The sequence below is a fragment of the Agromyces sp. NPDC056389 genome (assembly GCF_042262385.1).
Lineage (GTDB): Bacteria > Actinomycetota > Actinomycetes > Actinomycetales > Microbacteriaceae > Agromyces.
Window position 1 is genome coordinate 573258 of sequence record NZ_JBHJPN010000002.1, and the last position, 25260, is coordinate 598517.

25 protein-coding genes and 1 tRNA gene are annotated in these 25260 nt (G+C 70.3%); 7 read left to right on the forward strand and 19 right to left on the reverse strand.

Features of this window, described 5'->3' with window-relative positions; genetic code table 11:
- Window position 1 precedes the first annotated feature (1 nt).
- Together ACFCVM_RS15635 and ACFCVM_RS15640 are read right to left on the reverse strand one after the other, a co-directional pair.
- Window positions 2-877, reverse strand: a complete 876-nt coding sequence (locus ACFCVM_RS15635) for a M48 family metalloprotease (protein ID WP_375837489.1) — start codon at window positions 875-877, stop codon at window positions 2-4.
- Between the two features lie 9 nt (window positions 878-886).
- Window positions 887-1453: a LemA family protein gene (locus ACFCVM_RS15640; RefSeq protein WP_375837490.1), complete on the reverse strand. Its 567-nt coding sequence runs from the start codon at window positions 1451-1453 to the stop codon at window positions 887-889.
- Window positions 1454-1585: 132 nt separating this feature from the next.
- Here ACFCVM_RS15640 and ACFCVM_RS15645 point away from each other — a divergent pair, with 132 nt between their 5' ends.
- The 3 genes from ACFCVM_RS15645 to ACFCVM_RS15655 are packed head-to-tail and all read left to right on the forward strand — an operon-like array spanning window position 1586 to window position 3763.
- Entirely contained in the window at window positions 1586-2248 is a 663-nt protein-coding gene (locus ACFCVM_RS15645) for a TetR family transcriptional regulator (protein WP_375837492.1), read from the forward strand.
- Window positions 2241-3032, forward strand: coding sequence for an ABC transporter ATP-binding protein (locus tag ACFCVM_RS15650; protein ID WP_375837643.1), 792 nt, complete (start codon window positions 2241-2243; stop codon window positions 3030-3032). The genes ACFCVM_RS15645 and ACFCVM_RS15650 overlap by 8 nt, the downstream gene beginning before the upstream one ends.
- Window positions 3029-3763, forward strand: coding sequence for an ABC transporter permease (locus ACFCVM_RS15655; protein ID WP_375837494.1), 735 nt, complete (start codon window positions 3029-3031; stop codon window positions 3761-3763). The genes ACFCVM_RS15650 and ACFCVM_RS15655 overlap by 4 nt, the downstream gene beginning before the upstream one ends.
- An 81-nt stretch (window positions 3764-3844) precedes the next feature.
- Here ACFCVM_RS15655 and ACFCVM_RS15660 read toward each other — a convergent pair whose 3' ends face one another.
- The 4 genes from ACFCVM_RS15660 to ACFCVM_RS15675 are packed head-to-tail and all read right to left on the reverse strand — an operon-like array spanning window position 3845 to window position 8337.
- A complete protein-coding gene (locus ACFCVM_RS15660; RefSeq protein WP_375837495.1) occupies window positions 3845-5158 on the reverse strand; it encodes a D-arabinono-1,4-lactone oxidase in 1314 nt (437 codons plus the stop codon).
- A gap of 58 nt (window positions 5159-5216) precedes the next feature.
- On the reverse strand, window positions 5217-6464 hold the full coding sequence (locus tag ACFCVM_RS15665) for an amino acid deaminase/aldolase (protein ID WP_375837496.1): 1248 nt from the start codon (window positions 6462-6464) through the stop codon (window positions 5217-5219).
- The gene (locus ACFCVM_RS15670) at window positions 6464-7744 is read right to left on the reverse strand and encodes an MFS transporter (RefSeq protein ID WP_375837498.1); all 1281 of its coding nucleotides are present in this window, start codon (window positions 7742-7744) and stop codon (window positions 6464-6466) included. Before ACFCVM_RS15670 ends, ACFCVM_RS15665 begins: the two co-directional genes overlap by 1 nt.
- On the reverse strand, window positions 7741-8337 hold the full coding sequence (locus ACFCVM_RS15675; protein ID WP_375837499.1) for a TetR/AcrR family transcriptional regulator: 597 nt from the start codon (window positions 8335-8337) through the stop codon (window positions 7741-7743). The genes ACFCVM_RS15670 and ACFCVM_RS15675 overlap by 4 nt, the downstream gene beginning before the upstream one ends.
- Window positions 8338-8423: 86 nt before the next feature.
- On the opposite strand from ACFCVM_RS15675, the gene ACFCVM_RS15680 reads away from it, so the two are divergent.
- Complete coding sequence (locus ACFCVM_RS15680) at window positions 8424-9350, forward strand: Ppx/GppA phosphatase family protein (protein WP_375837501.1); 927 nt, start codon at window positions 8424-8426, stop codon at window positions 9348-9350.
- Window positions 9351-9362: 12 nt separating this feature from the next.
- Here ACFCVM_RS15680 and ACFCVM_RS15685 read toward each other — a convergent pair whose 3' ends face one another.
- A complete protein-coding gene (locus ACFCVM_RS15685) occupies window positions 9363-10763 on the reverse strand; it encodes a glycosyltransferase family 2 protein (protein ID WP_375837502.1) in 1401 nt (466 codons plus the stop codon).
- Window positions 10756-12084, reverse strand: a complete 1329-nt coding sequence (gene wecB, locus ACFCVM_RS15690; protein ID WP_375837504.1) for a non-hydrolyzing UDP-N-acetylglucosamine 2-epimerase — start codon at window positions 12082-12084, stop codon at window positions 10756-10758. Before wecB ends, ACFCVM_RS15685 begins: the two co-directional genes overlap by 8 nt.
- Before the next feature lie 179 nt (window positions 12085-12263).
- Between wecB and ACFCVM_RS15695 the strand changes: the two genes are divergently transcribed.
- Window positions 12264-12704 (forward strand): iron chaperone, encoded by a 441-nt coding sequence (locus ACFCVM_RS15695; protein ID WP_375837505.1) that lies wholly within the window; start codon window positions 12264-12266, stop codon window positions 12702-12704.
- A 68-nt stretch (window positions 12705-12772) separates the two neighbouring features.
- Here the strand turns inward: ACFCVM_RS15695 and ACFCVM_RS15700 are convergent.
- From ACFCVM_RS15700 to ACFCVM_RS15735, 8 genes are all read right to left on the reverse strand, one after another.
- Window positions 12773-12846: transfer RNA gene (locus ACFCVM_RS15700), tRNA-Leu, on the reverse strand.
- Window positions 12847-12898: 52 nt separating this feature from the next.
- Window positions 12899-14308 carry an NAD(P)/FAD-dependent oxidoreductase gene (locus ACFCVM_RS15705; protein WP_375837506.1) on the reverse strand — a complete coding sequence of 470 codons (1410 nt, stop codon included), beginning with the start codon at window positions 14306-14308 and terminating at the stop codon, window positions 12899-12901.
- Between the two features lie 49 nt (window positions 14309-14357).
- The gene (locus ACFCVM_RS15710; RefSeq protein ID WP_375837507.1) at window positions 14358-15605 is read right to left on the reverse strand and encodes a S8 family serine peptidase; all 1248 of its coding nucleotides are present in this window, start codon (window positions 15603-15605) and stop codon (window positions 14358-14360) included.
- An 83-nt stretch (window positions 15606-15688) separates the two neighbouring features.
- On the reverse strand, window positions 15689-16264 hold the full coding sequence (locus ACFCVM_RS15715) for a DUF501 domain-containing protein (protein WP_375837509.1): 576 nt from the start codon (window positions 16262-16264) through the stop codon (window positions 15689-15691).
- Window positions 16261-16926 (reverse strand): septum formation initiator family protein, encoded by a 666-nt coding sequence (locus ACFCVM_RS15720; RefSeq protein WP_375837510.1) that lies wholly within the window; start codon window positions 16924-16926, stop codon window positions 16261-16263. Before ACFCVM_RS15720 ends, ACFCVM_RS15715 begins: the two co-directional genes overlap by 4 nt.
- Before the next feature lie 78 nt (window positions 16927-17004).
- Complete coding sequence (eno, locus tag ACFCVM_RS15725; RefSeq protein ID WP_375837511.1) at window positions 17005-18285, reverse strand: phosphopyruvate hydratase; 1281 nt, start codon at window positions 18283-18285, stop codon at window positions 17005-17007.
- A 157-nt stretch (window positions 18286-18442) separates the two neighbouring features.
- Complete coding sequence (gene hisS / locus ACFCVM_RS15730) at window positions 18443-19711, reverse strand: histidine--tRNA ligase (RefSeq protein WP_375837512.1); 1269 nt, start codon at window positions 19709-19711, stop codon at window positions 18443-18445.
- A gap of 106 nt (window positions 19712-19817) precedes the next feature.
- Window positions 19818-20258, reverse strand: coding sequence for a hypothetical protein (locus ACFCVM_RS15735; protein WP_375837513.1), 441 nt, complete (start codon window positions 20256-20258; stop codon window positions 19818-19820).
- Window positions 20259-20454: 196 nt separating this feature from the next.
- Here ACFCVM_RS15735 and ACFCVM_RS15740 point away from each other — a divergent pair, with 196 nt between their 5' ends.
- A complete protein-coding gene (locus ACFCVM_RS15740) occupies window positions 20455-21228 on the forward strand; it encodes an NAD-dependent epimerase/dehydratase family protein (protein ID WP_375837514.1) in 774 nt (257 codons plus the stop codon).
- Window positions 21229-21293: 65 nt separating this feature from the next.
- On the opposite strand, the gene ACFCVM_RS15745 is transcribed toward ACFCVM_RS15740, so the two are convergent.
- A complete protein-coding gene (locus ACFCVM_RS15745) occupies window positions 21294-22088 on the reverse strand; it encodes a FadR/GntR family transcriptional regulator (RefSeq protein WP_375837515.1) in 795 nt (264 codons plus the stop codon).
- Window positions 22089-22246: 158 nt separating this feature from the next.
- Between ACFCVM_RS15745 and ACFCVM_RS15750 the strand changes: the two genes are divergently transcribed.
- On the forward strand, window positions 22247-23713 hold the full coding sequence (locus ACFCVM_RS15750) for a 2-isopropylmalate synthase (protein WP_375837516.1): 1467 nt from the start codon (window positions 22247-22249) through the stop codon (window positions 23711-23713).
- 18 nt (window positions 23714-23731) lie between these two features.
- On the opposite strand, the gene ACFCVM_RS15755 is transcribed toward ACFCVM_RS15750, so the two are convergent.
- Window positions 23732-24397 carry a MazG family protein gene (locus ACFCVM_RS15755; RefSeq protein ID WP_375837518.1) on the reverse strand — a complete coding sequence of 222 codons (666 nt, stop codon included), beginning with the start codon at window positions 24395-24397 and terminating at the stop codon, window positions 23732-23734.
- A gap of 47 nt (window positions 24398-24444) precedes the next feature.
- Window positions 24445-25107, reverse strand: a complete 663-nt coding sequence (locus tag ACFCVM_RS15760) for a LysE family transporter (protein ID WP_375837520.1) — start codon at window positions 25105-25107, stop codon at window positions 24445-24447.
- Window positions 25108-25260 lie beyond the last annotated feature (153 nt).

Below are 25260 nucleotides of genomic sequence, written 5' to 3' on the forward strand. Positions count from 1 at the left end.
CCTAGAAGGCGCCGCCCATCTCTTCGAGCCGCTTGACGCGGTCGGTGATCGGCGGGTGGGTGGCGAAGAGCTTGTCCATCAGGCCGGGCTTCAGCGGGTCGGCGATCCAGAGGTGGGCCATCGACGAGTTCTGCCGCTTCATGGGCCGGCCGTAGGTCTCGAGCTTCAGGAGCGCTCGGGCGAGCGCGTCGGGGTGACGGGTCGTCATCGCTCCCGTGGCATCAGCGAGGTACTCGCGCTGGCGAGACACGGCGAGCTGCACGAGGCTCGCGACGAGCGGTGCGATGAGCATCGCGACGAGACCGAAGATCATGACGATCGGATTGCTGTTGTTGTTGCCGCGGCCGAAGAAGGCCATGCGCACGAGCATGTCCGAGATGAAGCCGACCGCCACGACGAGGCCGAACACGACCATCGAGAGGCGGATGTCGTAGTTGCGCACATGCCCGAGCTCGTGAGCCATGACGCCCTCGAGCTCGGCGTCGTCCATGATCTCGAGCAGGCCCGTGGTCGCGGCGACGACGGCGTGCTCGGGGTCACGGCCGGTGGCGAAGGCGTTCGGTGCGGGGTCGGAGATCACGAATACGCGCGGCATCGGGGTGCCGGTCGTGATCGAGAGGTTCTCGACCGTGCGCCAGAGCCTCGGGTGGTCGGCCTTGGAGTGCAGCTCGACCGCGCCCGACATCGACAGCGCCTGTCGGTCGGCCGTGAAGTACTGGAACAGCGCGTAGGCGGTCGCGATCACGAGCGTCACCACCACGATGGTGACGTCTTGATAGATGACGGCCGCCAGCCAGCCCAACCCGCCGATGATGGCGAGGAAGAACAGGACGATGAAGACGGTGTTGCGCTTGTTCTTCGCGATCGCGCGGTACAACGCCGGCCCTTAGAACTGCACGCGCGGGGGCTCGGCGATCGCCGCCGGCTCCGTGACCTCGAAGAAGTCGCGCTCGTGGAACCCGAGGTTGCGCACGAACAGGGTGTTCGGGAACACCTTGATCTTCGTGTTGAGCTCACGCACGCCGCCGTTGTAGAACCGGCGCGAGGCCTGGATCTTGTCTTCGGTGTCGACGAGCTCGGACTGCAGCTGGAGGAAGTTCTGGCTGGCCTGCAGCTGGGGGTACGCCTCGGCGACGGCGAAGATCGACTTCAGCGCCTGCTGCATGTGGTTCTCGGCAGCACCGGCCTCTGCGGGGCCCTGAGCCGACAGCGTCTCGGCTCGCGCCTGGGTGACGGACTCGAACACCGACTTCTCATGCGCCGCGTAGCCCTTGACCGCCTCGATGAGGTTCGGAATCAGGTCGGCACGGCGCTTCAGCTGCACCGTGATGTCGCTCCACGCCTCATCGACGCGCACGTTCAGCGTGACGAGGGAGTTGTACGTTGCCCAGAGGTAGATGCCGATGATCACCACGAGCGCGACGACGATGATGACGGGGATGAGCCATTCCATGGCACGGACTCCTAAGCGCTCTGAGCACGGTTGCTGTGTGGATCCAGTGTACCGAGCGAGCCTCCGCGTGAGCTGTGCTTCCCATGAGACTCGGAGGAACCGGAGGGCGTTCTCCGGGCATAGGCTCAGGCTGTGACCGAGCACTCGGAGCGCCGTCGGCGCGGCCGTCCCCGCGGAGCGAACGCGGGCGACACGCGGTCGCGCATCCTCGCCGCCGCGACCGCCGAATTCGCCGAGCACGGGTACGAGGCCGCCTCGATGCGGGCGATCGCGCGCCGGGCGGAGGTCGACCCGGCGCTCGTGCACCACTACTTCGACGGCAAGCAGGCGCTCGTCGCCGAGGTCGTCGAGGTGCCGCTGCGCCCCGAGCGGATCGTGCGCGAGGCGCTCGCCGCCCCGATCGACGAGCTCGGGGGGCGCCTGGTGCGCGCGGTGCTCACGGCATGGGACTCCGGCGCGGTGCGACCCGCCGCCGTCGCGGCGCTCCGATCGGCGATCGGACAGGGGCCCGTCGCCCGCATGCTTCGCGAGTTCCTCCGCCACGAGATCATGCAGCGCATCGCCACCGCACTGGGCGACGCCGACGACGCCGAGCTCAGGGCCGAACTCGCGGCCTCGCAGCTCGTCGGGGTCATCATGGTGCGGTACGTGCTCGAATTCGAACCCGTCGCGTCGGCTGACATCGACGAACTCGTGCGCCGGGTCGGCCCGGCCGTGCAATGGCACTTGACCGGGAGTCCGGATTCGCTTGACAGCGCAGCTGAGGCGGCGAAAGATTCGTCACATGATGAATAACTCGGATGCCGCGGGGTCCGTGTCCGGCGCAGCGCCCGGGGCCGCGGTCATCGTGCAGGACCTGACGGTCGTCCGCGGCGGAACGCCCGTGCTCGACCGGCTCTCCCTCGCCGTGCCGCGCGGTCGCATCATCGGGCTGCTGGGCCCGAGCGGCAGCGGCAAGACGACCCTCATGCGAGCGATCGTCGGCGTGCAGATCGTGAAGTCGGGCACGATCGAGGTGCTGGGCCTGCCGGCGGGCAGCCGGGCCCTCCGCACCCGCATGGGCTACGTCACCCAGCAGGCGAGCGTGTACGACGACCTCTCGGTGCGGCAGAACCTCGCCTACTTCCGCCGCGTCATCGGCGCACCGGCATCCGACATCGACCGCGTCATCGAGCGCACCGACCTCGGCTCGGTCGCCGGCCGACTCGTCGGCTCGCTCTCGGGCGGACAGCGCAGTCGGGTCTCGCTCGCCGCGGCGTTGCTCGGCGAGCCCGAGGTGCTCGTGCTCGACGAGCCCACCGTCGGCCTCGACCCCGTGCTCCGCGTCGAACTCTGGGCGCTGTTCCGCAGCCTCGCCGACGACGGCACGACGCTCCTCATCTCGAGTCACGTCATGGACGAGGCCAAGCGCTGCGACCGCCTGCTGCTCCTCCGTGACGGCGCCTTGCTCGCCGACGACACCGTGCAGGGCGTGCTCCAGATCACCGGCACCGACGACGTCGAGCAGGCGTTCCTGCGCCTCATCGAACGCGGCGAACCCGATCTGCGGCCCACGAGCGAGACGGAGTCGCAGCGATGAACCTCACCCGCACCTTCGCGACCGCCGGGCGCGTGCTCGGCCAGATCCGCCACGACCACCGCACCGTCGCGTTGCTCCTCGTGGTGCCGAGCCTGCTCATCGGCCTCGTCGCGTGGATCTTCGTCGACACCGACTACTTCACCGACATCGGCCCGGCGATGATCGCGCTCTTCCCGTTCATCGTGATGTTCCTCGTGACGAGCATCTCGACGCTCAGGGAACGCCGGAGCGGCACGCTCGAACGGCTCCTCTCGATGCCGATGGGCAAGGGCGACTTCATCCTCGGCTACGCCCTCGCCTTCGGCCTGCTGGCGGTGTTCCAGACGGCCATCGCCGTCTCGTTCGCCGTGTGGGTCTGCGGGCTCGAGATCGAGGGCTCGATCTGGCTGCTCTTCGCCGTCGCCGTGGCCGACGCGCTGCTCGGCACCGCCCTCGGCCTGCTCGCGAGCGCGTTCGCGCGCTCCGAGTTCCAGGTGGTGCAGTTCATGCCGCTCATCGTCTTCCCGCAGATCCTCCTCGGCGGCATCTTCATCCCGCGCGACCAACTGCCCGAAGCCCTCGAAGTGATCAGCGAGTGGCTGCCGCTGAGCTTCGCGATCGACGCCCTGCAGGCCGTCGCCGCCGATTCGGAGAGCGCCGCGTGGATCACGGCGAAGATCCTCGTGATCGTGGCGTGGATCGTCGGGTCGATCGTGCTCGGTTCGATCACGCTGCGCCGCCGCACGGCCTGACGCTCTGCAGGCGGGCACGGCGGGCGCGCACGAACGAGGGGCGGATGCCCCGCGGCATCCGCCCCTCGTCTGGTCGGCGACCTAGGCGCCGAGCACCCGGTCGAGATACGGGTTCGCGAAGCGGCGCTCGGGGTCGAGCTCGTCGCGCACCCGCAGGAAGTCGTCGAAGCGCGGGTAGACCTCCCGCAGCGACTCGGCGTCGCGCGTGTGCATCTTGCCCCAGTGCGGTCGGCCGCCGTAGCCGCGCATGATCGCCTCGACCGCGGCGAAGTACTCGGTCGGGTCCTCGCGGAAGTAGCGGTGCACGGCGATGTAGCCCGACTCGCGGCCGTGGGCGGTCGAGAGCCAGTTGTCATCGGATGCCGCGGCCCGCACCTCGATCGGGAAGCTGATGCGCCAGCCCTTCCGCTCGATCAGCTCGCGCACCTCGCGCATCGCGGCGGGCACGGCCTCGAGCGGAACCGCGTACTCCATCTCACGGAACCGCACCGTGCGGTTCGTGATGTACACCTTCGGCGAGAAGTCGGCGAAGTCGCGGTCGCCCGTGAGCTTCTCGACCTGGCGAGCGAACGCCGGCACGACTCCCGGCGCGACGGTGCCGAGGGCGCAGACGCCGCGGTACGCGCCGTTCGCCAGGAGCTCGTCGTCGACCCAGCGCGAGAGGCGCCCGAGCGGACGCCGAGGCGCATCGCCCGGCAGGCGCGTGTTCGTCTTCGTCAGGGCCGCCTCGGTGTGCGGGAACCAGTAGAACTCGAAGTGGTCGGCGCCGCGCACGCGCTCCTCCCACCCGTCGAGCACGTCCCCGAGCGGCTCGGGCTTCTCGACGGCGTGCAGCACGTACCGCGGCACGAGCTGCAGCGTCACGTCGACGAGCACGCCGAGTGCACCGAGGCCGAGACGCACGGCGGGCAGCAGCTCGGGGCGCTCGGTCTCGCTCACGGTGATGAGCTCGCCCGTGCCGGTCACGAGCCGGGCGGCGACGATCTGCGTGGCGAGGCCGCCGAAGCCGAGGCCGGTGCCGTGCGTGCCGGTCGAGGTCGCGCCCGAGATGGTCTGCCGATCGATGTCGCCCATGTTGGCGAGTGCGAGGCCGTAGGGCGCGAGCAGCTCGGGCAGTTCGTGCAGCCGGGTGCCGGCACCGAGCGTGACACGAGCGGCCCCGACATCCGCATCGAGGACGCCGGAGACACCGGTCATGTCGAGCTGCACGCCCGGTGCGACCGCGATGCCGGTGAAGCTGTGGCCGGAGCCGACGGGCTTGATCGCCAGGCCGGAGGCCGCGGCGGACGCGACCGCCCGTTGCACCGCCTCGGCCGACGCCGGACGCTCCACACGAAGGGGCCGCACCGATTCCGTGCGACCCCAGTTGCGCCAGACGGCTCCCGTCGCGGTCACAGGTGCACCTCCATGCCGAGACGACCCGTACTCACATGCCAGATGGCTCCCGCAACGGTCACAGGAACGCCTTCCCTTCTCCCCGATACGTCGGGATGGTGTCGACGACTTCGCCCGCATCGACCAGGGCGAACTCGTTCAGGTGTTCGGCCAGCTCGCCCGACTTCGTGTGGCGGAGCCAGACGCGGTCTCCGACCTTCATGCGACGGGCGGCCTCGCCGCTCACGGGGGTCTGCACCTCTCCCGCCATCTCACGCGATTCCATCACGAGGCCCTCGGGCCACACGATCTTCGGCAGCCGGTCGACGGCGGGCGGGCCCGAGGCGACCCAGCCGCCGCCGAGGATCGTCGCGTGGTCGCGACTCGGGCGGCGCACGATGTCGAGCGCCCATGCGGCCGCCGGCGCCGGGGTGAAATGCTGGTAGCCGTCGAAGAGGTGACCACCGAAGATGCCGGATCCAGCCGCGATCTCGGTCACGGAGGTGTCGGCCGCGGTCGCTTCGAGCGAGCCGGTGCCGCCTCCGTTGACGAATTCGAGCTCGACGATCTCACGAACGGCGGCCACTGCGCGGCCGCGGCGCTCGCGCAGTTCGGGCATCGAGCGCGACTGCATCCAGCGGTTCACGGCGCCGTCGATCGGTCGACCGGCGGGCTGGTTCACGACACCGGCGATCTGCGCCTCGTAGGCCATCATGCCGACGAGTTCGAAGCCCGGGCGCTTCACGATGTACGCGGCGAGCGCGGCGGCGTCCTCGGGTGCGTGCACCGGCGAGCGGCGCACGCCGAGGTGCCCGAGGAGCGGTGCGTTCCACGAGGCGTCGAGTTCGAGGCACACGCGGATCGACTCGCGCTTGCCGGGCGGCAGCACCGCGTCGACGAGATCGAGCTGCGCCGGCGAATCGACCATGAGCGTCACGCGCTTCGCGAGCTCGGGGTCGCTCGCGAGCCGGCGGATGGCCGCCCGCTCGGCGGTCGGGTAGCCGACCACCACGTCGTCGACCGTCTCGGCGAGCCAGAGCGCCTCGGCGAGCGTGTACGCGAGCACCCCGTGGTAGCCCGGCATGGCGAGCAGCGCCTCGACGACGCCGCGCACGCGCAGCGACTTCGAGGCCACGCGGATCGGCGTGCCGTGCGCTCGGCGCAGCATGTCGAGCGCGTTGTGTCGCAGCGCCCCGAGATGGAGCACGCCGACGGGAGCGTCGAGGTGGGCGGTCGCGGCGGTCAGCGATGGCCAGTACCGCTCGGGTCGCAGCCACTCGGAGGCATCCGATGCCGGCGAACCGGTCTTGCGGAGGTCGATCGTCATCAGCGCACGCTCCGCACCCGGGCGACGGCGAACGCGCCGGCGAACGAGAACGCGGCTCCCAGCAGGAAGACGAGCATGAACGAGCCCGAGACCACGACCGCGGCGGCACCGATCATCGGGGCGATCGCCTGCGGCACGGCCGAGGCGATGTTCATGATTCCGAGGTCTTTCCCGCGGGATGCGGCGTCGGGCAGCACCTGGGTGGCGAGCGCCTGGTCGACGGAGAGGAAGCAGCCGTAGCCGAGGCCGAGGAGCCCGGCACCGACCATCGCGACCGTGAGGTCGGGGAAGAGGCCGAGCATGAGCGCGGCGACGCCCTGCAGCCCCGAGGCGATGAAGACGAAGAGCTTCCGGCGTCCGAGCTTGTCGGAGAGCTTGCCGAGGATGAGCGAGGCGAGGATCACGAACACCATGTAGATGAGCGTGAGCACGATGAGGTCGTCTTCGGCGTTCTCGTCCTTCAGCTGGAACATCAGGAAGTACAGGAGCAGGCTCGTGCCGAGCGCGTTGCCGACCGAGACGAGCACCCGGCTGAGCAGGGTCCAGCCGAAGTCGGGGTGCTTGCGCGGGTTGATCCAGAAGCCGCTGAGGATGCCCCTGGCGGTGACGCGGACGCGCTCGGTCGGCGCGAGCGGCTGGTCGGCGCGGAACAGGAACGGCACCGCCAGCACGACGAGGATCACCGCGAGCAGGATGTAGCCGAGCGAGGCGTCGGTGACGAGCTCGGTCACGAGCACGAGCCCCACGATGATGCCGACCGCTTGCGGTGCCGACATCCAGCCGGAGACGAAGCCGCGCTGGTTCACGGGCACCTGGTCGGAGATCGTCGCCGTGAGCGCGGCGGTCATGATGCAGAAGCCGACGGATGCCGCGACCCACGTCGCCCCGATGGCCCAGATCTCGGTCTGCTGGCCGAGCGTCACGAGCGAGAGGCCGAAGACGACGGCACCGATCGCGATCCACGGGCGACGACGGCCGAATCGGGACGTCGTGCGGTCGGAGAGCGCTCCGGTCAGCGGGTAGGCGATGATCGTGGCGATCGCGGCGATGCCCGAGATGATGCCGAACGCGACGACGCTGTCGACCCAGTTGTCGGGCTTGAGCTGGGCGTCGATCTGCGCCGGCAGCAGCAGCTGCACGGGCGTGAGCTGCGCCATCCAAATGCCGAGCCAGACCGTCGCGAACGAGGCGATCCAGCCGGCGGAGACGCGGCGGACCGGCTCGCCGAGCGCGGCGGTCGTCGGCTGCGCCTGGTGCGGCGCGGAATCGAGGCTCGTCATCGGGGCTCGGCCATTCTCGAAAGGGCGTCGGCGGCCGCGTGTGCGACCGCTCGTGCGACGTCGTCGTCGCGGGTGACGAGCCACGTGAGGGTGAGCCCGTCGGTGAAGGCGATGAGCACGCGCGCGACCTGCTCGACCGGAGTGGTCCAGACGACGCCCGCGAGTTCGGCCGCAGCCGCGAGCGACCGCGCTCCGAGCTCGGTGTACTTGTCGTACTGCGCGACGGCGAGCGGATGCCGCTCGGGCGAGCGCAGCGCGTACTGCGTGAGCTCGAGCATCGCCTGCTCGTGCTCGGGATCGCCGCGGAGGTGCTCGAAGTAGCGCAGCAAGCCCGCCTCGAGCATGTCGCGGATGTCGTGACCCTGGAGGTCGTCGGGCAGCACCGCCTCCTGCTCTCTGGCGACGACCGTCGTGATGAGCTCGTCGATGAGCTCGTCGCGAGAGTCGAACGCGTAGTGGAAGCTCGCGAGCGACATGCCGGCCTCTGCGACGATCGCACGCGTGGTTGCATGTGCGATTCCGCGCTGGGACACGACGCGGAGTGCCGCCTGTACGAGCGCGGCACGCCGTTCTGAAGCGGGGATGCGGGCCATGCGACTCCTTTCGACACCTTCGACGACTGAAGTGGGACGATCGTCCCAGTCGCATCAGTATGCACGAAAACCGTTACGCTCGCAGCATGCGCCTCGGAGTCCTCGACGTCGGTTCCAACACGGTGCACTTGTTGGTCGTCGAAGCGCACCCCGGCGCACGCCCCATACCGACAGCCTCGCACAAGTCGGTGCTGCGGCTCATGCGGTACCTCGAGCCCGACGGCGCCATCAGCGACGAGGGTGTCGCCGCCATCCTCACCGCCGTGGGCGGCGCGGCATCCGCTGCTCGCGATGCCGGCATCGAGGAGCTGCTCGCCTTCGCGACCTCCGCCATCCGCGAGGCCGCGAACGGCGAGGCCGTGCTCGATCTCATCGAGCGCGAAACGGGCGTGCGACTGCAAGTGCTCTCAGGCGACGACGAGTCGCGCCTCACCTATCTCGCCGTGCGCCGCTGGTACGGCTGGTCGGCAGGGCGCCTGCTGCTCTTCGACATCGGCGGCGGTTCCCTCGAGCTCGCGCAGGGCATCGACGAGGTGCCGGATGTCGCGCGATCGCTCCCCCTCGGGGCCGGGCGCTCCACGATCTCGTTCCTGCCCGACGACCCGCCCTCGCCCGAACAGGTCGCGCGCCTCCGCGCCCACACGCGCGCGGTGCTCGCCGAAGCCGTCGAACCGTTCAAGTCGCTGCCGTCGCCGAACCACGTCGTCGGCTCCTCGAAGACGATCCGTTCGCTCGCCCGGCTCGCCGGCAGCGTCGAAGACGGATTCGGCGACACCGAGCGCAGCATCCTGACCCGCGAGGGCCTCGACGACTGGACGCCCCGCCTCGCGCGCATCCCCGCCGACGCGCGGCCGGCACTGCCCGGCATCACGGCCGACCGCACGTTCCAGATCGTGGCCGGCGCCGTCGTGCTCTCCGAGACGATGCGCGCCTTCGGCGTCGACGAGCTCGAGGTGTCGCCGTGGGCGCTCCGCGAGGGGCTCATCCTCCGGCGCCTCGATCGGCTCACCTGACCCGGGTCGTACTCATCGTGCGGCCCGACCCGCGATGTCGCCCGAACCCTCCGGCTCCACCTGTTCGGCCGTGAGCGGGTCGACCGGTTCGGGCAGGCCGGAATCGATCGCCTCGCGTGCGGTCTTCGCCCAGCTCGTCCGACCAGTCCAGTGCCGCACGAGCGCGGAGAGGAAGACGGGGAACACGATCCACGTGTAGGCCGCGTACGGCACCGTCTCCACGAGCGCGAGCAGGAAGCCTCGAACGCCTCGACCCCGCAGGAAGAGCGTGATGAAGCCGGGACCGAAGCCGAGCGTCAGGAAGAGCAGGAGGACCGTCAACGACGCCGGGATGATCGGCACCTGCAGCGCGACGGCCAACACGATCGTGGCGAAGAAGTCGAGCCCGGCGATCGAGATGAGCACCGGTGTCAGCAGGTAGTGCACGGCGTCGATCCTCGCGATCATCCCCTGCTCGAGGCGAGTGGATCCGCCGATCAGTCCGAGCGCCTGCCAGCCGCCCTGCGCCCAGCGCACGCGTTGCCGATAGAGCCGCCGGAGCGCGGGAACGCCCTGTTGGTCGATGGCGGCGCCGTTCTCCTGCGCGCCGCGCCAACCGGCCTGGATGAGACGCACGCCCAGGTCCTGATCCTCCGTGAGGCGGTCGCGCCAGGGCCCGTCGTCGACCGCGATCGAGGTGAGCGCCGAGAGCCGGTTGAACTGACCGTTGCCGCCCATGTTCGCCGTCCCCCACGACGCGCGACCGGCCTGGTAGACGAACCCGAACGACGAGAACTCCACGTCCTGCGCCCAGGTCAGGAACCGGTTCGCGTTGTAGATGCGCACGAGCACCTGCACCCCGGCCGTGAGCGGGTCGGCGAAGTGCCAGGCGACCCGGTCCGGCGCATGCCGTTCGAGGCGGCCGTCGGCGTCGATGATGCCGACGATCACCCGATCCTCGGCGATCCCGCTGAATCCCGGCTCGGTCAGCAGCTCGTCTCGGATGTGCCGATACGCCTCGTTGAGGGCCGCCGCCTTGCCGCGGCGCGCGTTCGGCGCGGTGCGGGTCAGCACTCGAAGGCGCGGGTCGTCGATGCCGCGCAGGATCTCACCCGTTCGGTCGGTCGAACCGTCATCGACGACCAGGATGACCGCGCGATGCGCTTCGGCGTCGAGGAGCCGAGCCACGCTGTCGGCGATCGTCACCTCCTCGTCGAGTGCCGGCACCACGAAGACCCAGAGGAAGTCGTCTTCGCCGGGCGCACCTTCGGGGATCCGTCGCCGACGGCCCCGGCGGTACCGGAAGCCGGCGATGGCCAGGCCCGTGATCGAGACGAAGGAGATCACCGTCAGGGTCAGCGCGATCCAGAAGAGCACCTGGAAGGCGACCGGCACCCCGGCGAACAGCTCGCTCCAGACGACCGGCTCAAGCACCCGCAACACCGCCGAGGCCGTCGGCGACGCCGTCGTGGTACAGCTCGCCCAACCCGTCGGCTGGATCCTCGAGGTATCCCGCCGCTCGCAGCACGCCCATCCGATCGATGCCCGCGCCGAACTGCTGCGGAGCCCGCCCGCCGAACACGATGTGCTCGCTGAGCGCGCGGATCCGTTCGGCCGCGTGCCCGTCTCCGTACGGGTTGGAGCGGGCGGAGCGCCGGGCGTACTCCCTCGGGTCGTCGAGCAGGCGCGAGGCGCTGGAGACGATGCGCTCGGAGTCGGAGCCCACGAGTTCGACGGTGCCCGCCTCGACGCCCTCCTGGCGCTCAGTGGTCTCCCGCAGCACCAGCACGGGCTTTCCGAGTGCCGGCGCCTCCTCCTGGATGCCCCCCGAATCGCTGATGACGAATGCGGCGCGACCGAGCAGGCGTGAGAATCCGGCGTAGCCCATCGACGCCACCAGCGATGCGTTCGCGTGCGGTGCCAGGTGGCGACGCAGCACCTCCTGCACCGCCGGATTCGGATGGAGCGGCACGACGAATCGCACGTCGGGATACGCCTCGGCGAGTGTCGCGACCGCGCCCGCGATGCGCTCGAGCGGATCGCCCCAGTTCTCCCGCCGGTGCGCGGTCACCACCACGACGCGCGTCGTGACGTCGTCTTCGAGATCGTCGAGCCCCGCCACCCCGTAGGGCACGTCGAGCGAGGCAGCGAAGAACAGCGTGTCGATCGCGGTGTTGCCGCTCACGAAGATGCGCCCCTCGTCGATCCCCTCGAGGATCAGGTTCTGCTCGTTCCGGAAAGTCGGGGCGAGATGGAGCGCCGCGATGCGCGAGATGAGCTGGCGGTTCAGCTCCTCGGGAAACGGCGAGAGCGTGTCATCCGTTCGCAGTCCGGCCTCGACGTGCACGACCGGCACCCTCGTGTGGAATGCCGCCAGCGCCGCTGCCGCAGCGCTGGAGGTGTCACCGTGTACGAAGCACGCGACCGGAAACCCCTCTGGCGGTGCACCGTAATTCGTCTCACGGGTGGGCCCGAATGCCTCGAAGACCCCGCTCATGCCGCCGAGCACGTCGGCGAAGAGCTGGTTGAGGCCACGCCCCGGCGCCGCCCGCGCGAAGGTCACGTCGGGCTCGATTCCGCCGAGGGCGAGTACGTCCGCGACGAGCTCCGCGTGCTGCCCCGTCGAGACGACGAACGCACCGAAACGGCTGCTCTCTCGGAAGGCGCGGATGACCGGCAGCATCTTGATCGCCTCGGGTCGCGTGCCCACCACGAAGACGGCGACGAGCGTTCTCTGAACGGTGTTCTCCCCCACCCGCCCACCGTAGAACACGAGCAGGGAGGAGTGGTGGAGGCACTCGTCGATGATCGCTCGGACTCGGATTCCGGATCGATCAGGAATGGAGAAGCGCACGGCGGTCGCATCGGAATAGCCTGACAACGACGCCCCGCCCACGGCGGCGGCACCGATGAGGATCCCGGAAGGACCACGAGATGTCGAAGACCGATACGTCCGGCGGACTGAGCAAGGAAGAACGCGACGCCGTCAAGCAGCGCGCCAAGGAGCTGCGCGAGCAGGAGAAGGCGGGCAAGAACCGAGCCGCCGGCGACAAGGCGGTGCTCGACGCGATCGCCGAGATGGAGCCCGCGGACAAGTCGCTCGCCGAGGGGCTCTACAAGGTCGTCACCGAAGTCGCTCCCGACCTCGTGCCGAAGACCTACTACGGCATGCCCGGCTTCGCGAACGACGAGGGCAAGATGGTCGTCTTCATCCAGGCGGCCGCGAAGTTCAAGACTCGCTACGCGACCATCGGCTTCGAGGATCGTGCGCACCTCGACGACGGCGACCTCTGGCCGATCGGCTTCGCGGTGCGCAACTGGACGCCCGCGGTCGAGGCGAAGGTCGCGGACCTCGTGCGAAAGGCCGTCGGCTGACGGGGCCGCGCTGACCGCACGGCCGGCTCGCAGACAGCGGTCGGCATCGAGGCGGCGCGCCTACGAGGTGCTCCCGCTGGGATTCGAACCCAGACTGAGGCGAGTTTAAGTCGCCTGCCTCTGCCGGTTGGGCTACGGGAGCGCGGCGCCGCCCGATGGGCGGCGCCGCGTCACAGCATAGTCAGGGCTCGTCGCTACTTCGCGGCGACGGCCTCTTTCTTGGTCGACGTGCTCGCCTTCGCGGCAGCGGCATCTGCGGCCGGGGCCGGGGCCTCGACAGCCGGAGGCTTCGGACGGGCTGCGAAGAGCTCGAACTGGGCACGCGGCTGCTGCAGGGCGCTCAGCGAGACGATGTCGCGACCGAGCCAGAAGTTGTTCCACCAGCCCCAGAAGACGCGGAACTTGCGCTCCCAGCTCGGCATGGCCAGACCGTGGTACCCGCGGTGGGCGAACCAGGCGATGAGGCCCTTGATCGCGATCTTGCCCGACTGGAAGACGCCCGAGCCGACGCCGAGGCCGGCGACCGCACCGAGGTTCTTGTGGAAGTACTGCTTCGGCTCCTCGCCGCGGAGCACCGCGACGACGTTCTTCGCGAGCAGCTTGCCCTGACGCACGGCGTGCTGGGCGTTCGGCACGCAGTAGCCGCCGACGCCGCCGCCCGTGAGGTCGGGGACCGCGGCGATGTCGCCGGCGGCCCAGGCGTCGGCCACGAACTCGTCGTCGTCGCCGACGCGCAGGTCTGCGCGGGTCTTGATGCGGCCGCGCTCCTCGACGGGCAGGTCGCTCGAACGCACGATCGCCGGGTTCGCCATGACACCGGCGGTCCAGACGATGAGGTCGGTCTCGAAGCTCTCACCGGTCGACAGCTCGATCACGCCGTCGACCGCGCTCGTGAGCTGCGTGTCGAGGTGGATCTCGGCACCGCGCTGAGCGAGGTGCTTGATGACCCAGTGGCTGGTCTCGAGGGAGACCTCGGGCATGATGCGGCCCATGGCCTCGATGAGGTGGAAGTGCGTCTCATCGAAGGTCAGCTGCGGGTAGTACTCGAGCAACGAGCTCGCGAAGGAGCGGAGCTCTGCGAACACCTCGATGCCCGCGAACCCGCCGCCGACGACCACGAACGTGAGCAGGCGCTCGCGCTCGGGGCCGGGGGGAAGGTTCGAGGCCTTGTCGAAGTTCGTCAGCACGCGGTCGCGGATCGCGACGGCCTCCTCGATCGACTTGAGGCCGATCGCGTTGTCGGCGATGCCCGGAATCGGGAAGGTGCGCGAGACCGCACCACCCGTGACGATGACGATGTCGTAGTCGAACTGCCACGGCTCACCGAGCTCGGGCGTGATCGTCGCGGTCTTGGCCGCGTGATCGATGCGCGTGACCTTGGCGGTCACCACGTTGGTCTTCTTCAGGTGACGACGCTGCGCGACCACGGAGTGCCGCGGCTCGATCGACCCTGCAGCCACCTCGGGGAGGAACGGCTGGTACGTCATGTACGGCAGCGGGTCGACGATCGTCACCTCGGCCTCGCCGGCACGCAACCACTTCTCGAGCTTCCACGCCGTGTAGAACCCCGCATAGCCACCGCCGACGATGAGAATCTTGGGCACGGTGAATGGACTCCTCAGTTTTGGAACGTGCGGGCTGATTTGCGTGCGATCACTGCTCGCGAATGCGGACAGTCCGCTTGGTATGCCGAGTGGCGCCGATGCCCAACAGCGCTGCTAGCGTACCAAATCCTGCGACCAGTGAGAGCGGCACGGTGATGTAGGCGAGCGTCCACTGCGTCGGAAGCAGCGTCTGGGCGCCGTCCGATCGCGGCAACGGGGGGTCGGCGATGGGCACGATGGGCTGATCGACGCTGCTGGCCTCGTCTGGAGTCTCGACCTCCGCACGGCGGTGCAGCGTGATCCACTCGGCGAGACTGCCGAGCGGATTCTCGTCGACCTTCGGCACGTCCGCTCTGAGGGCGGCGACCGGATCGATCAATCCGTAGCCGTAGAGGGCACTCGGAACCGTCTGCCCGTTGGGGTCGGCCGTCGTGATGAGCCGGTTGATGACGTTCGCCGCGTCGAGCTCGGGGTACTCGGCGCGAACCAGCGCGACGAGGCCGGTCACGATGGGGGCCGCACCGCTCGTGCCGTCCCACTGCACGTGGCTGCCGTCGGGGAGGACGCCGACGAGGTCTTCGCTCGGCGCCGCGACGGCGATCGTGATGCCCTGCGAGCTCGCGTCGAGGCTCGCGTTCTTCGCCTTGTCGACGCCGGCGACGGTGAGCACGCCCGGAATCGTCGCCGGCGCCCCGACCTGGCTCGTGCCGCTGCCGCGATTGCCGGCGGCGGCGACGATGACGACGTCGTTCTCGAACGCGTACATGAACGCGTCGTCCCAGCTCTCGGGCCAGTCGGGAGTGTTGCGCGTCAGCGACATGTTGATCACGTCGGCGCCGTTGTCGACGGCCCAGCGCACGGCTTCGGCGATCTGGTCGTCGTTCGACTTCGCGGCACCGGTGTCCTGGCCGAATGCGACCGAGATCGTGAGCAGGTCGGCCTCGGGCGCCGTTCCGATGACGCCGGCGCCCTCACCCGTGCCACGACCGGCGAGGAGGCCGGCGACCATCGTGCCGTGGGTGTCGTCGTCCCCGACGGGCGTCTGGCCGTCGGGCGTGCCGAGGCCCGAGACATCCGTGCCGCCGACGACCGCACCTCGGAGTTCGGCGACGTTGCCGTTGACCCCGGTGTCGATGACCGCGACCGTCACGCCGTCGCCCTTGCTGGTGTTCCAGGCCGCCGTGAAGCCGTAGTCGGCGAGCCAGTACTCGTAGTCGCGCACCAGGTCGGCGTGTGCCGCGCCGGCTCCGGTGAGTGCGAGCATCGTCGCGGCCGCGAGGGTCGCTGTGGCGCGCACGACGAGCGCCATCGTTCGGCGGGCGCGCCGGGAACCTCCGGAACGCGCTGGGCGCTCGGAGTGGTTCAGGCGCGTCGGCGGCTTCACCCGATCGGTCCTTCGGAGGGGTCGGCCGCAGGCGCCTCACCGGCTGACCCGGTGGTGTCGTCGACGCCGTAGTCGGGGCAGCGGCACACCTCGGGCGACCAGGTCGATCGCTCGAGCGCGATGTCACCCATGGGGTTCACCCCGGGGCCCGCGGCGAGCGAGTGCGCGACGAGCGCGTGCAGGCACTTCACGCGCGTGGGCATGCCGCCCGCGGAGATGCCCGCGAGCTCGGGCACGACGGCGATCGACTCGCGATCGGCGAGGTAGTCGGCATGGGCGCGGCCGTAGGCGTCGGCGACGTCGGTGTCGGAAGCCAGGAGCTCGGTGCACTCCACCATGAGCTGCGCGGCCTCGAGGAACGACATCGCAGCGGTGGCGGTCGGGTGCGAGAGGTAGTAGAAGGTCGGGAACGGCGTGCCGTCGGAGAGCCGCGGCGCCGTGGCCACGACCGTCGGGGCGCCGCACACGCAGCGCGCCGCGATGCCCACGACGTCGCGGGCCGGGCGGCCGAGCTGCGCCGAGACGATGCGCACGTCGCGCTCGCTCACCGGTTCGAAGGGCGGGCGGGTCATCGGGTCTCCTCGGCTGCTGGATCTGCGGGCGGCTGGGTCGTGGGGTCGGTGGCCGGGTCCGCCGGCGGCGCCGCATCGGGCGCGAGGCCCGCCGTCAGCACCGAGTCGAGCAGGGTGGTCATCCAGTCGCCCTTCGATTCGGTCACTTCGGCGGAGACCTCGGTCGTGGCATCCGCCTTCGCCGCTGCCGTTCGGTCGTCGATGACGAGGTAGCTCACCTCGCCCGGCATCACGTAGTAGAGGCGCTCGCGCGCCTGGGTCACGATGAACGTGTCGTCGTTCCAGCGCTCGCGTTCGTCTCGCAGGCGCTGCACCTCCTCCTCCTGTGCGGAGACGGCGGCGCGGAGCTCGGCGATCTGCTGCCGCTGCTGTGCGAACGCCGCGATCGTCGGCGCGAGCACCACGACGGCGAGCACGAGCACTCCCATCATGATGAGGGAGAAACCTGAGAATCGGATGCCGCTGAGCCAACCCGATCGGGCGGAAGCGGCCTGTTGGGACGAGGGCCGCGATGCGGCGGACTTCTTCGCTGCCGTCGGCTTCGCGGGCGAGGCCTTCACGCCGGCACTCGAAGCGGCTGCACCGCGCTTGGCGGCGGGCTTCGATGTCGGCACGGTCGGGCGCCTGGGGGTGCGGCCGGAGCGACCGGTGTCATCGCGCATCGCCCCTCCTCGTCATCGCACCCGGAAACGCGACGACGGGGGCGGCCACTCGGCCGCCCCCGTCACGCGTGATGCTGTCTAGGCCGTGTAGCGGGGGAACGCCGTGCGGCCGGCGTACACCGCGGCCTCACCGAGTTCCTCTTCGATCCTCAGAAGCTGATTGTACTTGGCCACTCGCTCACTGCGGGCGGGCGCGCCCGTCTTGATCTGACCGCAATCGGTCGCGACCGCGAGGTCGGCGATCGTCGTGTCCTCGGTCTCGCCCGAGCGGTGCGACATGACGGCGGTGTATCCCGAGCGCTGCGCGAGCTTGACGGCGTCGAGCGTCTCGGTCAGGGTGCCGATCTGGTTCACCTTGACGAGGATCGAGTTGCCGGTGTGCTTCGCGATGCCTTCGGCGAGACGCTTCGGGTTGGTGACGAACAGGTCGTCGCCGACGAGCTGGAGCTTCGTGCCGAGCTCGGCGGTGAGCTGCGCCCAGCCGTCCCAGTCGGACTCGTCGAGCGGGTCCTCGATCGACACGAGCGGGTACGCGGCGGCGAGCTCGGCGTAGTACGCGCTCATCTCGGCCGACGTGCGGTCCTTGCCCTCGAACTTGTAGACGCCGTTCTCGTAGAACTCGCTCGCCGCGACATCCAGGCCGAGCGCGAGGTCGGTGCCGAGCTTGAAGCCCGCCTTCTCGATCGCCTCGGAGATGAAGTCGAGTGCCGCGCGGTTGTGCGCGAAGTCGGGCGCGAAGCCGCCCTCGTCGCCGAGGCCCGTCGAGAGGCCCTTCGCCTTCAGCAGGCTCTTGAGGGCATGGTAGGTCTCGACGCCCCAGCGGAGGCCCTCGGAGTAGCTCGGCGCGCCGATCGGCAGCACCATGAACTCCTGGATGTCGACACCGGTGTCGGCGTGCGCGCCGCCGTTGATGATGTTCATCATCGGCACGGGCAGCACGTGGGCGTTCGGTCCGCCGAGGTAGCGGAACAGCGGCAGGTCGGCCGAGTCGGCGGCGGCCTTCGCGACGGCGAGGCTCACGCCGAGGATGGCGTTGGCGCCGAGGCGGCTCTTGTTCTCGGTGCCGTCGGCCTCGATGAGCGCGGCGTCGACGAGGCGCTGGTCGGCGGCGTCGAGGTCTTCGATGGCGGGGCCGAGGTCGTCGAGCACGGCGTCGACGGCCTTCTGCACGCCCTTGCCGAGGTAGCGGTCGTTGTCGCCGTCGCGCAGCTCGTACGCCTCGAAGGCGCCGGTCGATGCGCCCGAGGGCACCGCAGCGCGGGCCAGCGAACCGTCGTCGAGCAGCACCTCGACCTCGACGGTCGGGTTGCCGCGCGAGTCGAGAATCTCGCGTGCGCCTACAGCTTCGATGATTGCCACAGTGAACTCCTCTGTGATGGGTGGGTATGCAGCGGACGACTCCGTCGTGATCCGCCAGCCAGTCTAGAGGTCGAGGATGTCTCGTGCTTGCGGCGCGAGCCACCCGTGCACGGTCGTGCCGACCGGGGAACGGGTGCCGCGCAAGAGGCCGCGAGTACTACGCGCCGAGTTCGCGGAACGCGAGCGACGCGGCATCCGTCGTCTCGGGGCCGACCGGCGCGAACGCGTCGAAGCCATCGGCGGTGACGCGGTCGAGCAGGGCGCGCAGGTTCTTGACCCGGCGCTCGAGGCGAACCCTCGAACCGGATGCCACGAGCTCCTGCTTCAGCGCGAGCAGGCGTCCGGACGGGACCTCCGCGTCGTAGACGAGCACGACGGCGCGCGGGCGCTGCTCGTCGCGCACGGCGAGCAGGTCGACGATGCGCTCGAAGCCGATCGAGAAGCCGCAGGCCGGCACCTCCTGGCCGAGGAAGCGCCCGATCATGCCGTCGTAGCGGCCGCCGCCGCCGAGCGAGTAGCCGTAGTCGGGGTGGGCGATCTCGAAGATCGTGCCCGTGTAGTACCCCATGCCGCGCACGAGGGTCGGGTCGAACTCGATGGCGGCGTCGGGCAGCGCGGCGCGAAGCGCGAGCAGCTCGGCGTAGGCCTCGCCGTCGAGCCACGACGGCGGCGGTACGACCCCATCGGCGAGGTGCCAGTCGGCGGTGGTGAGCGCCTCGAGTTCGCCCGCGACATCGGCATCGCCGGTGACGATGCCGAGGTCGGCGAGTTCGGCCGCCACTCCCCCGGTGCCGATCTTGTCGAGCTTGTCGATCGTGATGAGCGCGCGTTCGCGAAGCTCGTCGGGCACACCCCACGAGCCGAGGATGCCGGCCAGGATGCGCCGGTCGTTCAGGCGGATCGTGCAGCCCGACAGGCCGAGCGCGTCGAGCGCGGCGACCGTCGCGGTGAGCAGCTCGAGCTCGGCGAGCGCCCCCTCCTCGCCGATGATGTCGATGTCGCACTGCACGAACTGGCGGTAGCGGCCCTTCTGCGGGCGCTCGGCGCGCCATACGGGCGCGATCTGGATCGAGCGGAACACGGGAGGCAGGGCGGCCCGGTGCGTCGCGTAGAACCGGGCGAGCGGCACGGTGAGGTCGTAGCGCAGCCCGAGGTCCGCGAGCGAGAGCGCGTCGCCGGATGCCGCGGCGCGCGCGAGATCGTCGGCGCCGAGACCGCGCTTCATGACGGCGAAGGCGAGCTTCTCGTTGTCGCCGCCGAGTCCGGCGTGCAGCCGCGAGGAGTCCTCCATGACGGGCGTCTCGATCTCGTCGAAGCCGTGCGCCGCGTACACCCCGCGGATCACGCCGAGGGCGTGCTCGCGCCGGGCCTTCTCGGCCGGGAGGAAGTCGCGCATGCCGCGCGGAGGGGTGACGGAGGCAGCCATGCCGACCATTCTTCCAGCACGCGGGCGTCGGGCGATGCGCGAACCGGACGCCGCGGCCCGCGCGCGACCCGCTCGCACATGTCGCCGTGGGGTGCCGCAGATCGAGTCAGTCGGCGTCGAGCTCGATGCCCTTGGCTGCCGCGGCCCGCCGCAGCGCGTCGGCCTCGTCGATGCCGACGGCGACGTAGATGCGCAGTCCGTCGGCGTCGTCGCGCACGAGGTATTCGACGTCGCTCGTGACGATGAGCTCGTCGTCCGCGTCGAGATGGCTCCAGCGCACACGCACCAGCGAGAGCACGTCGGTGAGCGAGCTCACCGCTCGCAGTTCGGGCACGATCCCTGCGAAGCCGAGCCGGCGGTGGAGCGGGTACGACGCCGAGAGCCCCGCCGCCATGTCGGCCCGGCTCTCGAGCGCACCGGCGAACTCGTCGGTGATCACCATGCCCGGCAGTCCCCAGAACCGGGCGGTGGCGTCGGCGTCGAAGTCGCGCTGCGCCTCGGCGTACCGGTCGAAGAACTCCTCGAGCCGCCAGTCCTCGATGCCCATGCGTCCCCCTCGGGAGTGAGTCTCATCCGACGCTACGCCCGCGCCGAGGCATCCGCGAGCCATGCACCGGCGCGTCTGCCGGCGCGTGAACTCTCGCAATTCCGCGTCATCGTCCGCGCGTCGGCGACACGATCTCGGCTACGGTCGGTCTTCTCCGCTGCCGAGGGCAGCGACGTGGCACGGACGGAGTCGGCAGATGAGGATCCTGGTGATCGGGGCGACCGGCGTGCTCGGTGCTCCCGCAGCGCGGACGCTCGCGGCAGCGGGCCACGAGGTCATCGGCACGAGCCGCGGCTCGGCGAAGCTCGCCGCCCTCGAGGCCGCGGGCATCCGGGGCGTCACGGTGAACCTGCTCGACCGGGCCACGGTCGACGCAGCGCTCGACGCGATCCGGCCCGACGCGGTCGTGCACCTCGCGACCGACCTCGCCGACCTCGACTACGCCGGCAACGCGAACCTGCGGAGCGTCGGAACCTCGAACCTCGTCGACGCGGCGCTGTCGGCAGGCATCTGGCGGGTGCTGGCCGAGAGCGTATCGTGGACGGACGCCGACCCGGCCGTCGATTCACTGGAGCGCGATCTCGCGCGCCTCCCGCACGGTGTCGTGCTGAGATTCGGCCTGCTCTACGGCGCCCGCACCTGGTACGCGCCAGACGGCGCGTTCACCGCTCAGGCCGCGACCGGCATCGTGGAGGGCATCACGCCCATCACGAACTGGGTGCACGTCGACGACGCCGTCGCGGCGGTGCTGCCCGCCCTCGACTGGCCGGCCGGCCCGGTCGACCTCGTCGATGATGAACCCGCCGAGTTGATCGAGTGGGCGACGGTGCTCGCCCGTCGCGCCGGATACGACGGCGCGGTTCGGGCGACGAGCCGCGGCCCCGGCCGCCTCGCCGACAACAGCCTGGCGCGCTCGCGGGGCTGGACGCCGACGCGGCCGAGCTGGCGCGCGGGGCTCGGGCTGGCCTAGCCCGGCGGTGCGGCGTCACACGAACCAGGCACTGGCGTCGTCTCCTCGCTCCGGGCCGGCCGACGCTACGCCGAACCCGGAGCTTCCGCCATCGACGCATCGGTGCGCCGTCCGTGTCCGCGCGCCTCGACGCTCGTGAGGTGGTCGCGACTCGTCCGTGCCGCGCGCTCGCCGTCGGCCGCGGCGATCGCGGCGACGATGTCACGATGTTCGCCGTGGTCGTCGCGGTAGGCGGGTTCGGCCCGGCCGAGTCGGAGCATGTCGAGCATCGCCGAGCGCAGCCTCGGCAGGAATGCGGTGAACAACTCGGCCAGCACCGGGTTGTGCGCGGCCAGGACGATCGCCCGATGCAGGGCGATGTCGGCGCCGACGTAGGCCTCGTCGTCGTCATCTCGAGCCGCGAGCGCTCGCGCGTCGAGCGCCGTCTCGAGCGAGGCCAGCTCGTCTGCGGTGCGGCGCACGGCGGCGAGGCGCGCAGCCTCGACCTCGATCGCCACACGCGCTTCGAGCACCTGACTCACTTCGGCGCGGCGCAGCGTTGCGCCCCAGTCGGCGTCGGCGTCGGTCGCGACGACGAACACGCCGGCACCCTGCCGGCTCTCGAGCACCCCGCGACCTGCGAGCTCGCGCACGGCTTCGCGCACGGTGGAGCGGCCGACGCCGAGTTCGGCGGCGATCGTCGTCTCGCCGGGCAGGCGCGCGCCGACCGGCCATTCGCCCGCGACGATGCGTTCGAGCAGCACCGCGGCCGCCTGCTCGGCGAGGGGGAGTCGCGAGAGCCCGGGGAGCGGGGTGCGACCTGCACCGTCCGGCGGATTCGGCGAGATCGTGACGGCGGTCCGGCGTCGAGCTGGGGGCATGCGGTTCGTCCTTACTTGTCAGACAAGCTGATATGTCATAGCCTACCTCCATGGCATGGCAGCTTCTCCTTCGCCGCCGCGGCGGGGCCTGATCCGATCGGCTCCTCGTCGCGGGGTTCGTGCTGCCGATCGCCGAACCGCACCGAAGGAGTCCGCACATGCCCGCCGTCGCCCCATCCACCGCCGCTGATCACCCCCACTGGAATCGCCAGCGCCCGTCCGAGATGCCCTCGCACCGATATCGCGAGGTGCACGAGCGCGTCGAAATCGCGGCGGCGCGCGCCGGCGCCCCGCCTCGCGACTGGCCGGCGAACCGGCTCACCGCGGCCCCGCTGTGGGTGCCCGTCGACCTCCGAGACGGCAACCAGGCCCTCGCGGAGCCGATGGATCCCGCCCGCAAGCTCCGCTTCTTCCGGCTGCTCGTCGAGCTCGGCTACACCGAGATCGAGATCGGCTATCCCTCCGCCTCGCAGACCGACTTCGACTTCGTGCGCCTGCTCGCCGAGCGCGAGCCGGTGCCCGAGCACGTGACGCTCGTCGTCTTCACCCCTGCCCGCCCCGAACTCGTCGACCGCACCATGGCCTCGATCCGCGGCATCCGAAACCCGGTCGTCGTGCACCTCTACGTCGCCACGGCTCCGATCTGGCGACAGCACGTGCTCGGCAGGGACCGCGAGCAGATCGCCCGGCTCGTCGCCGACGAGAGCGCGCGCGTACGACGCGGGGCGGGCGACGATCCTCGCGTCCGCTTCGAGTTCTCGCCCGAGGTGTTCAACCAGACCGAGCCCGACTTCGTGCTCGAGCTCGCGGACACCGTCACCGGCATCTGGGACGCCTCACCCGAGCGACCCGTCATTCTGAACCTGCCCGCAACCGTCGAGATCGCCACGCCCAACGTCTACGCCGATCAGATCGAGCACATGCATCGCAACCTCCCGCGTCGCGACGGCGTCATCCTCTCGGTGCACCCGCACAACGACCGGGGAACTGGTGTCGCCTGCGCCGAGCTCGCCGTGCTCGCCGGAGCCCAGCGCGTCGAGGGATGCCTCTTCGGCAACGGCGAACGCACGGGAAACGTCGATCTCGTGACCCTCGCCCTCAACCTGCATGCGCAGGGAGTGGACCCGGAGATCGACTTCTCCGACCTCGCGCGGGTACGGGAGGTCGTCGAATCCTGCAACCGCATCCCGGTGCACCCGCGGCACCCGTACGCCGGCGAGCTCGTGCACACCGCGTTCTCGGGCACCCACCAGGATGCGATCCGCAAGGGGTTCGCCGAGCACGCCGTACGAGCGGCGGCACTCGGGGCCGAGGAATCGGAGATCGCCTGGCACGTGCCCTACCTGCCCATCGACCCGGCCGACCTCGGGCTGGGCTATGAAGCCGTCATCCGCGTGAACAGCCAGTCGGGCAAGGGCGGCATCGCCCACCTCATCGAGGAGCGCACCGGGCTTCGGATGTCCCGTGAGACCGAGGTATCGTTCGCGCGCGTGGTGCAGGGTGTGACCGATGCGAGCGGCCGCGAGCTCGACCGCGACGAACTCTGGGAGCTGTTCCGCGAGTCGTTCCCCCAGCTGGCCGCCGCGCATGCGGTGATGGTCGGCGGGGTCGACGCGCACGACTGACCGCCGCGCTCGGCGCGATCAGCTCGCGGTCGCCTCCGCCGTGCGCACCTCGGCTTCGAGGCTGCGCACGGCGGCCCGCAGCGCCCGCTCCGCGTCGAGGCCCTGCGATCGAGCGGATGCCACGAGCCCGAGCAGCACCCGGCCGAGCTCGTCCTCGTCCGTGGGCGCGGTGGTCGCGGGCGGGGCCGTCGCCGAGGCATCCGCCACCCCCACCTTCTCGGCCTTGCCGAGCACCTTCTGCGCGAGCGCGAGCGCGGGCATGCCGCGCGGGATGCCGTCGAGCACGCTCGTGCGATGCGGCTTCTCGTCGGCCTTCAGGTCGTCCCAGAAGGCGACGACGTCGGCGGCCGTCTCCGCCTCGCGATCGCCGAAGACATGCGGATGCCGCGACACCATCTTGGCCGTCATGTGACGGGCCACGTCGTCGATGTCGAAGCGTTCTCCGTCGGTGTGAGCGGCGAGGTCCGCGTGGAAGAGCACCTGGTAGAGCACGTCGCCGAGCTCCTCGATCATCTCCTCGCGAGTGCCCGACTCGATGGCGTCGATGAGCTCCCAGCTCTCCTCGACGAGGTACTGCACGAGGCTCTCGTGGGTCTGATCCGCGTCCCACGGGCAGCCGCCCGGAGCCCGGAGCAGGGCCACGGTGTCGATGAGTTCGTCGAGCCCGGGGTGCGCTGCGGTCATACCGGCAGCCTAGGTGCCCCGTCCGCCACTCGGCCCCGGATTCAGGCTCAGTGCACGACGGCGAGCAGCACCCCGACGGCGATGAACAGCGAACCGAAGACGCTGTTCAGGGTGCGCTGGCCGCGCACCGAGCGGGTGAAGCGCCGCAGGCTGTGCGCGGCGACCGCGAAGAAGCCCCACATCACGATCACGTCGACGACCACGACGGTCAGGCCGACGATCAGGTACTGCGGCAGCAGCGGCAGCTCGGGGCGGATGAACTGCGGCAGGAAGGCGAGGAAGAACACGATCGCCTTGGGGTTCAGGAGGTTCACCCAGAGCCCCCGGCGGAACATCGACCAGCGCGACTCGGCGCGCGCATTCGGCGCCTGCCGCGCGGCATCCGCTTCGCCTTCGACCTCCTCGTCGCCGACCGTCGGCGGCTGCGGTTTCGCGATCAGCTGCCGGATGCCGAGGTAGACGAGGTAGGCGGCACCCGCATAGCGGATGACCTCGAACGCGACGGGTGACCCGGCGACGAGCACGCCGAGGCCGGCGGCGACGATCAGGATGTGCACGACGAGGGCGGCCTGTTGGCCGATGATGCCCCAGATCGAGCGCCGGAAGCCCACGTTCAGTGAGTTGCCCATCGTGTTGATCGCCCCCGCGCCCGGGGTGAAGCTGATGACGAAACAGGCGGCGAGGAGCGTCGCCCAGAGCGAGAGGGTCACTGCACCAGCGTAGGCGCGGCGATCGGCCCCGAATGTCCGTCGCCCGTAGACTGCCCTGAGGAGTGCCGGGAAGTCTGGTCGGCCGACGGGAGACCGTCGTCACCGTCCCGCCGACGCCGTGCGCGCTCCTCATGCAGCTCGTGCACGCGACTT

Excerpts from the sequence above, each read along its gene's own strand:
- ACFCVM_RS15745 (WP_375837515.1), bottom strand. The coding sequence starts at position 22,088 with ATGCCCCCAGCTCGACGCCGGACCGCCGTCACGATCTCGCCGAATCCG.
- ACFCVM_RS15650 (WP_375837643.1), top strand. The coding sequence starts at position 2,241 with ATGAATAACTCGGATGCCGCGGGGTCCGTGTCCGGCGCAGCGCCCGGG.
- ACFCVM_RS15755 (WP_375837518.1), bottom strand. The coding sequence starts at position 24,397 with ATGACCGCAGCGCACCCCGGGCTCGACGAACTCATCGACACCGTGGCC.
- ACFCVM_RS15670 (WP_375837498.1), bottom strand. The coding sequence starts at position 7,744 with ATGACGAGCCTCGATTCCGCGCCGCACCAGGCGCAGCCGACGACCGCC.
- ACFCVM_RS15680 (WP_375837501.1), top strand. The coding sequence starts at position 8,424 with ATGCGCCTCGGAGTCCTCGACGTCGGTTCCAACACGGTGCACTTGTTG.
- ACFCVM_RS15750 (WP_375837516.1), top strand. The coding sequence starts at position 22,247 with ATGCCCGCCGTCGCCCCATCCACCGCCGCTGATCACCCCCACTGGAAT.
- ACFCVM_RS15665 (WP_375837496.1), bottom strand. The coding sequence starts at position 6,464 with ATGACGATCGACCTCCGCAAGACCGGTTCGCCGGCATCGGATGCCTCC.
- ACFCVM_RS15735 (WP_375837513.1), bottom strand. The coding sequence starts at position 20,258 with ATGGGCATCGAGGACTGGCGGCTCGAGGAGTTCTTCGACCGGTACGCC.
- ACFCVM_RS15695 (WP_375837505.1), top strand. The coding sequence starts at position 12,264 with ATGTCGAAGACCGATACGTCCGGCGGACTGAGCAAGGAAGAACGCGAC.
- ACFCVM_RS15655 (WP_375837494.1), top strand. The coding sequence starts at position 3,029 with ATGAACCTCACCCGCACCTTCGCGACCGCCGGGCGCGTGCTCGGCCAG.
- ACFCVM_RS15715 (WP_375837509.1), bottom strand. The coding sequence starts at position 16,264 with ATGACCCGCCCGCCCTTCGAACCGGTGAGCGAGCGCGACGTGCGCATC.
- hisS (WP_375837512.1), bottom strand. The coding sequence starts at position 19,711 with ATGGCTGCCTCCGTCACCCCTCCGCGCGGCATGCGCGACTTCCTCCCG.
- ACFCVM_RS15740 (WP_375837514.1), top strand. The coding sequence starts at position 20,455 with ATGAGGATCCTGGTGATCGGGGCGACCGGCGTGCTCGGTGCTCCCGCA.
- ACFCVM_RS15720 (WP_375837510.1), bottom strand. The coding sequence starts at position 16,926 with ATGCGCGATGACACCGGTCGCTCCGGCCGCACCCCCAGGCGCCCGACC.
- ACFCVM_RS15675 (WP_375837499.1), bottom strand. The coding sequence starts at position 8,337 with ATGGCCCGCATCCCCGCTTCAGAACGGCGTGCCGCGCTCGTACAGGCG.
- ACFCVM_RS15640 (WP_375837490.1), bottom strand. The coding sequence starts at position 1,453 with ATGGAATGGCTCATCCCCGTCATCATCGTCGTCGCGCTCGTGGTGATC.